Annotated in this window: 6 protein-coding genes; all 6 read left to right on the top strand. The window is 63.2% G+C overall.

Going from position 1 to position 6,767, the window contains the following annotated elements:
* The first annotated feature begins 145 nt into the window (after nucleotides 1-145).
* The 6 genes from QIW53_RS18615 to QIW53_RS18590 all read left to right on the top strand — a co-directional run bounded on the left by QIW53_RS18615 (nucleotide 146) and on the right by QIW53_RS18590 (nucleotide 6,764).
* Nucleotides 146-994 (top strand): polysaccharide deacetylase family protein, encoded by an 849-nt coding sequence (locus QIW53_RS18615; RefSeq protein WP_371051096.1) that lies wholly within the window; start codon nucleotides 146-148, stop codon nucleotides 992-994.
* Nucleotides 987-1,874: a polysaccharide deacetylase family protein gene (locus QIW53_RS18610; protein WP_371051094.1), complete on the top strand. Its 888-nt coding sequence runs from the start codon at nucleotides 987-989 to the stop codon at nucleotides 1,872-1,874. The genes QIW53_RS18615 and QIW53_RS18610 overlap by 8 nt, the downstream gene beginning before the upstream one ends.
* Complete coding sequence (locus QIW53_RS18605) at nucleotides 1,871-3,220, top strand: MmgE/PrpD family protein (RefSeq protein WP_371051093.1); 1,350 nt, start codon at nucleotides 1,871-1,873, stop codon at nucleotides 3,218-3,220. The genes QIW53_RS18610 and QIW53_RS18605 overlap by 4 nt, the downstream gene beginning before the upstream one ends.
* Nucleotides 3,221-3,313: 93 nt before the next feature.
* Nucleotides 3,314-4,492, top strand: coding sequence for an MFS transporter (locus QIW53_RS18600; protein ID WP_371051092.1), 1,179 nt, complete (start codon nucleotides 3,314-3,316; stop codon nucleotides 4,490-4,492).
* Between the two features lie 159 nt (nucleotides 4,493-4,651).
* Entirely contained in the window at nucleotides 4,652-5,356 is a 705-nt protein-coding gene (locus tag QIW53_RS18595; protein WP_371051090.1) for an HPP family protein, read from the top strand.
* A gap of 301 nt (nucleotides 5,357-5,657) precedes the next feature.
* Nucleotides 5,658-6,764 (top strand): enoyl-CoA hydratase/isomerase family protein, encoded by a 1,107-nt coding sequence (locus tag QIW53_RS18590; RefSeq protein ID WP_371051089.1) that lies wholly within the window; start codon nucleotides 5,658-5,660, stop codon nucleotides 6,762-6,764.
* Nucleotides 6,765-6,767 lie beyond the last annotated feature (3 nt).

Raw genomic sequence — 6,767 nt, 5'->3', positions numbered from 1 at the left:
CCTTTTTTTTTCATCCCGAAGCCGCCATACGACAGCCTGCGTAGTCGCGTGGGGGCGTATAGGTGTATAAGAGTCAACGGTGGGAGCGAGCCTGCTCGCTCCCACAGCGCTCGGGTTTGACCTAAGAAACAGCTGGAGCACCCTGATGTCCTCCTCACCCCAACCCACCTGGCCTGCGCCAAACAAAGCCTGCCTGGCCCTGGCCTTCGACCTCGACGGCCCCACCGGCGATGCCATGCTCAATGGCTCGATCTGGCACAAGCCCGAGTATTTCGGCTTTGGCGGTTATGGCCCTTACCGGGCGTTGCCGCGACTGCTCGACCTACTCGATGCGTTCCGTATCCCGACCACCTTCTTCGTCCCGGCCTGGGTCGTGGAAAACTGGCCGAAACAATGCCAGGCGATTGTCGAGCGCGGGCATGAGGTGGCGTACCACGGTTACAAGCACGAATCCTTTTACGCCCTGACGCTGGAACAGCAGAAGGACGTGATGAAGCGCTGCCGCGAGGTGTTCTGGAACCACCTGAACATCCGCGCCGAAGGTTTCCGCACGCCGTCCGGTGACTGGCACGCCGAAACCCCGGCGATGCTGGTGGAGGCCGGCGTGACCTATTCCAGCAGCATGCGCGGCGACGATCGCCCCTACCTGGTCAAGGTGCCGGGCTTCGACACGCCGCTGGTGGAGATCCCCGGGCGCTGGGAAATGGACGATTACGCGTCGCTGGCCTATACCCGCGCGCCGGACTTCCCTTCAGGACTGGATCGCACCGCCAGTTATGAGCTGACCCTGGACAACTGGTGTCGCGAATACGACGGCGCCATGAATGAAGGCCTGTGCCTGACCACCCTGTTCCATCCCAAGATCACCGGCAAGCCGGGACGCATCCTGCTGCTGGAAAAACTCTTCGAACACATGCGTCAGCGTGATGACGTGTGGTTCGCCACCTGCGGCGATGTCGCGCAGTGGTGGCTCAAGGAGCATCACCATGGCTGAATCGGCTTGCTGGCCCAAAGGCTACCGTTGCGCCGTCGTGCTGACGGTCGATTACAACGACATCCACGGCATCCTGACCCAGGCCCCGCAAGTGGCCGGACGCGACAAGACCCTGTCCGTATGGCGCTACGGCACGCAACGGGGTGTCGAGCGATTGCTGGGGCTGTTCGACGAGCTGCAGGTGTGCAGCAGTTGGTTCGTGCCCGGCATCGTTGCCGAGGAAAACCCGCAACATCTCCAGGCCATTCAAGCCGCCGGGCACGAGATTGCCTGCGCCGGGTATCGCCATCAGAACTACGACACCCTGGACCTGGCGCAACAGCGTGACGAAGTCGCCCGAGGCTGCGCCGCCTTACAGGCGCTGACCGGCCAGCGCCCCAGTGGGTTTCGCATCCCGGCCGGCAACGCTGCGCCGGGGTTCATCGAAGCCCTGGGCGAACACGGCATTCGCTGGTCGTCGTCGTGGCGCGGCGATGATCTGCCTTTCGCGCATCCCACGGCGCCCGGGGTCATCGAACTGCCCCTGCACTATGAACTGGAGGACGAGCCCTACTTCGCCTTCAACCTGAGCCCGGCGGTGCCGCCCGCGCAATCGCGGATCGCTTCCTACAGCCACACCCTGGGCAATCTGCAAATGGACTTCGCCGGTTTTCATCGCTTCGGCCTGTGTTATGTGCTGCGCCTGCACCCGGAAATCATTGGCACGCCGGGGCGGATAGGCGTGTTGCGCGAACTGCTGCAGGGCATCCAGCAGCACGATGATGTGTGGATCGCCAAGGGTTGCGAGGTCGCCCAATGGTGGACGGATGCGGCGCTGCCAACAGCTGCGGATCACCCCGCCTCAGTGTACGAACGGCATTATCGGGACTATCTGCCATGACCGAGCGCCTGCAACGATTGGCGCAGTTTTGCGTCGACACCTGCTTTGAAGACTTGCCAGCGGCGCTGGTGGCCCAAGCCAAGCGGCACATCCTCGATACCTTCGGCGCGGCATTGGCCGGTGCCGATAGCGAGGTCGCCCATCAGGCGCGTCGGGTGTTCGAGGGTGAAACGGGAAGCGGCCTGGTCTGGGGCACCGGGCTGCGGCTCGGCACGGCCCAGGCGGCAATGCTCAACGGCGTCGCCGCCCATGCGCTGGAACTGGATGACACCGGTGGTTGCGATCACTCCGGGGCGGTGGTGTTGCCGGCGGTGATGGCCGCCGTGTCGCTGGCGCCTGGCCCGGTCAGCGGTCGTGAGCTGATCACGGCGGTAGTACTTGGCTATGAGGTCGGCCGCCGGGTGCTCGAGGCCTGCGGTGGTTACTCGGCGCACAACGGCGCCGGGTGGCACTCCACCGCCACCTGCGGGGTGTTCGGCGCGGCCGCCGCCAGTGCGCGCATCCTGCGACTGGACGCAGGGCAAATGCTCGCCGCACTCGGCATCGCCGGCAGCTTCAGCGGTGGTCTGTGGGCGTTCATCCACGACGGCTCGCAAAGCAAAAAATTGCACAGTGGCCGCGCCGCCGAAGGCGGTTTGATGGCCGCGCGGTTTGCCCGGCAGGGCATCACCGGCCCGGCGAAGCTGTTCGATGATGTCTGGGGCGGTTTTCTCAAGACCCTGGCGGCGCAGACGGCGCAGCCGCCAGCGCTGGATGCGGATCTGGGATCGGTGTGGAAACTCGCGCGCTGTTCGATCAAGCCCTACGCCTCCTGCCGGGGCACCCATTCGGCTATCGATGCGCTGGGGCAACTGTTGGAACAGTTGCAAATCGACGCCGATCAGGTCGAAGACATCAAGGTGTCGGTGTGCGGGTTCCTGCAGGGTATGTGCGGTGGCCAGGATATCGCCACGCTGCCAGCGGCGCAGATGAGCCTGCCCTACGCGCTGGCCGCGCGCCTGGTGCATGGCCATTGCCGGCTTGACGCCTATGACGAGACCGCACGCCGTGACCCGCGGATCGAACGCTGGCTGTCGCGCATTCGCCTTGAAGTGGACCCGCGACTGTCGGAGGATGGCGAGCCCGTGGTTCGCGTGCGGACGGTGGACGGTCGGCAGGCGCAGTTGTGCGTCGATCCTCCCCTGGGCGCGCCAGCCAATCCCTTGAGCGATGCGGCGCTGGAGCAGAAGTTCTTCAGCCTGGCGACGAGAGTGATGCCGCAGGGGCAGGCCGAGGCGTTGCTGGGGCAAGTGGCACGACTCGAAACGCTGGAGTCGGTTGGGTTGCTCGAACGGTGGCTGCATTGAATGTGATGTGGTCGGTTCCGGCCTCTTCTCGGGCAAGCCCGCGAAGAGGCCCATGGATAACACTGAAAACTGAATAAGGACATCCGCCCCGCCGTGGCCACTTACTCGCTTGTCATTCGCCGGTTGATGATCGTCTCGCTGACCATCGTCGTCAGCCGCGCCATCACCAGCCCGCTGCTCACCCTGTTCCTGAGCAACAAACTCGGCCTGAACCAGCAGGACGTTGGTTTGCTGCTGGGCATCGCGGTGTTCATCGCCACCCTGCTCGCCCTTTACGGCGGCTACATCATCGATCGCCTGGAAAAACGCCGGTTGCTGATCCTGGCCATGCTCTCCAGCGCCATCGGTTTCGTGCTGCTGACCTTTGCCGAGAACCTCTACCTGACCACCCTGACCCTGGTGATCACCGAAACCGCGTCAGCGCTGTTCCTGATCGGCTCCAAGGCGATCCTCAGCGAGAACCTGCCCGTGGGCCAGCGGGCCAAGGCGTTTTCCCTGCGCTACACCTTGACCAACATCGGCTACGCCACCGGCCCGATGCTGGGCGTGGTGATCGCCGGGGTGTACCCGATCGCGCCGTTCCTGATTGCCAGTGCCATCGCCTTTGGCAGCATCTTTTTCATGCGCGGCATTCCCGGCGATCCGACCCGGCCCCCTGCCACAGGTCAGCCACAAAGCTTTCTGAAGACCCTGATCACCCTGAAGAACGACCGCACGCTGATCATGTTCACCTGCGGTTGCCTGCTCAGTACCGTGGTCCACGGGCGTTTTACCCTGTACCTGTCGCAATACCTGCTGGTGATCGAAGACTCCCAGCGCGCCCTGCAAACCATGGCCGCCCTGCTCGCCTGCAACGCGATTGCGGTGATCCTGCTGCAATACCAGATCGGTCGGTTCCTCAAGCGCGAACAGCTGCGGTACTGGATTGCCGGCGGCACCAGCCTGTTCATCGTCGGGCTGATCGGCTTCAGCCTGGCCGACAGTCTGGTGTCATGGTGCGTGGCGATGTTCATTTTCACCCTGGGTGAAATGATCATTTACCCCGCCGAATTTCTCTTCGTCGACACCTTGGCCCCGGAAGAGCTGCGTGGCAGCTACTACGGCGCGCAGAACCTCGCGGCCCTGGGCGGCGCCTTGAGCCCGGTGATCTGCGGCTACCTGTTGATGCACACCCCGGCGCCGACCATGTTCTATGCCTTGAGCCTGCTCACCGCGCTGGGTGGCACCCTGTGCTTCCTCAGTGGCCGGCGCGTGGCGTTACAGCAAAAATAGTGCACTCAAGCAGCATTAATATGAATTAGTCAGCATCCGTAATGAACGGCACACTGTGCCTCGTTCCTCCCCCAATAGTTGGAACTTTCTCAAGGGCTTTCTGGATATCCCAGCTAAGCCTTTTTTTTTCCTCGATTTTTGCTACGGATCGTTCGCCCCATGCTCGCTCGCTGGATACCCGCTGCCATCAATACCCGTCCCTCGGAATGGAGCCGCGCTGCCATCGGCATGGCGCTTGGCACCCTGTTCAGCGTGTGGCTGTGCTCGCAGTTCTTCGGCATCGAAGTCGCGCAACACCTGATCGGACCTCTGGGCGCCTCGGCAGTCCTGCTGTTCGCGGTGTCTTCCGGCGCACTGGCGCAACCCTGGTCGATCATCGGCGGCTACCTCACCGCCGGCGTGGTCGCGCTGCTGGCGGCGCACGTGCTCGGGCGGACCTTGAGCAGCGCGTGCCTTGCCGCTGGAATGGCGCTGATCCTGATGTGCTGGCTGCGTTGCCTGCATCCACCGGCTGGCGCCGTGGCGCTGTTGATGGTCCTGGCCGATCCGGCAACCATCGCCCTGGACTGGCAGGCCCTGGCGCCGCTGATGCTCTGCGCCGCGACAATGCTGCTCAGCGCCATTGCATACAACAACCTGACGCGCATCCGTTACCCGAAAAACGCCAGCGAGCCGGCGGCCAGGGTGCCGGCGGACATGCCCGTGGACAGCCAGGCCATCACCGCCCAGGACTTGAAGCTCGCACTGGCCGAGATGGAAGCGTTCATCGACGTCACGCCGCAGGATCTGGAAAAGTTGATACACACCAGTGAGCTGCACGCCAAACGTCGCAGTATTGGTGAGGTGTTGAGCCGTAGCGCCTGATGGTGTTCCTGTAGGAGCGAGCATGCTCGCGATGGCGGCGGCACAGTCGATGGTGATGTCGACAGGTCTACCGCTATCGCGGTCAAGTCGAATCGTCGCACCGCCGCTCCCACAGGTATTGACGTGAACCCCGTCCATGCGTACGGCGCTCCACAGATTTTTCATCTGCCCATCACCATGCAAAAACGCAAAAACCACCTGCAGATATCCCCGTTGTACATCACAAAATTGCACTGTTACGATCCCTGATGGCTCGCACGCGGGCATGTGAATAAAAAACAATAAAAGCAGGGAGTTATCGATGACTGCTCAGGTTTCTTCTCCGGGGACTCAGTCCAGGGACGCCGCACCCAATGAAGTGCTGGCCGAAGTTCGCAACCATATCGGTCACCTGACCCTCAACCGCCCCGCCGGTCTCAATGCCATCACCCTGAACATGGTTCGCCTGCTGCAGCGCCAGCTCGATGCCTGGGCGAAAGACCCGCACATTCACGCCGTGGTCCTGCGCGGAGCAGGTGAAAAGGCCTTCTGCGCCGGCGGCGACATTCGCTCGCTCTACGACAGTTTCAAAAACGGTGACACCCTGCATCAGGACTTTTTCGTCGAGGAATACGCCCTCGACCTGACGATCCACCATTACCGCAAGCCGGTCCTGGCCTTGATGGACGGGTTCGTTCTGGGCGGCGGCATGGGCCTGGTGCAAGGCGCCGACCTGCGTGTGGTCACCGAAAAAAGCCGCCTGGCGATGCCGGAAGTCGGCATCGGCTACTTCCCTGACGTCGGCGGCAGCTACTTCCTGTCACGCATTCCCGGCGAGCTGGGCACCTACCTGGGCGTCAGCGGCGTACAAGTGCGGGCCGCCGATGCCCTGTATTGCGGGCTGGCCGACTGGTACCTGGAGAGCGACAAGCTCGGAACCCTGGACGAACACCTCGACCAGTTGCGATGGCGCGATACGCCGCTCAAGGATCTGCAAGGCCTGCTGGCGACACTGGCGGTGCAGCAATTGCCCGACGCCCCGCTGAGCCGGCTGCGCCCGGCCATCGATCACTTCTTCGCCCTGCCCGACGTGCCGAGTATCGTTGAGCAAATGCGGCAAGTGACGGTCGCCGACAGCCATGAATGGGCATTGACCACGGCAGACCTGCTCGGCAGCCGTTCACCGCTCGCCATGGGCGTGACCCTGGAGATGTTGCGCAGGGGCCGGCAGTTGAGCCTGGAAGACTGCTTCGCCCTCGAACTGCACCTGGATCGCCAGTGGTTCGAACGGGGCGACCTGATCGAAGGCGTACGCGCCTTGCTGATCGACAAAGACAAGAATCCGCGCTGGAACCCGCCGACCCTGCAGGCGCTGGACGCCGAGCATGTCGCGAGTTTCTTCACGGGGTTTGACCGGAGCGGGAACTGAGCC

The sequence above is a fragment of the Pseudomonas fluorescens genome (genome assembly GCF_041354075.1).
GTDB lineage: Bacteria > Pseudomonadota > Gammaproteobacteria > Pseudomonadales > Pseudomonadaceae > Aquipseudomonas > Aquipseudomonas fluorescens_CE.
Note: the sequence above shows the minus strand (reverse complement) of the source record. Positions and strands in the feature narration are given on the sequence as shown.

Coding starts and splice junctions, on each gene's coding strand:
- QIW53_RS18605 (WP_371051093.1), top strand. CDS start 1,871: ATGACCGAGCGCCTGCAACGATTGGCGCAGTTTTGCGTCGACACCTGC.
- QIW53_RS18610 (WP_371051094.1), top strand. CDS start 987: ATGGCTGAATCGGCTTGCTGGCCCAAAGGCTACCGTTGCGCCGTCGTG.
- QIW53_RS18615 (WP_371051096.1), top strand. CDS start 146: ATGTCCTCCTCACCCCAACCCACCTGGCCTGCGCCAAACAAAGCCTGC.
- QIW53_RS18595 (WP_371051090.1), top strand. CDS start 4,652: ATGCTCGCTCGCTGGATACCCGCTGCCATCAATACCCGTCCCTCGGAA.
- QIW53_RS18590 (WP_371051089.1), top strand. CDS start 5,658: ATGACTGCTCAGGTTTCTTCTCCGGGGACTCAGTCCAGGGACGCCGCA.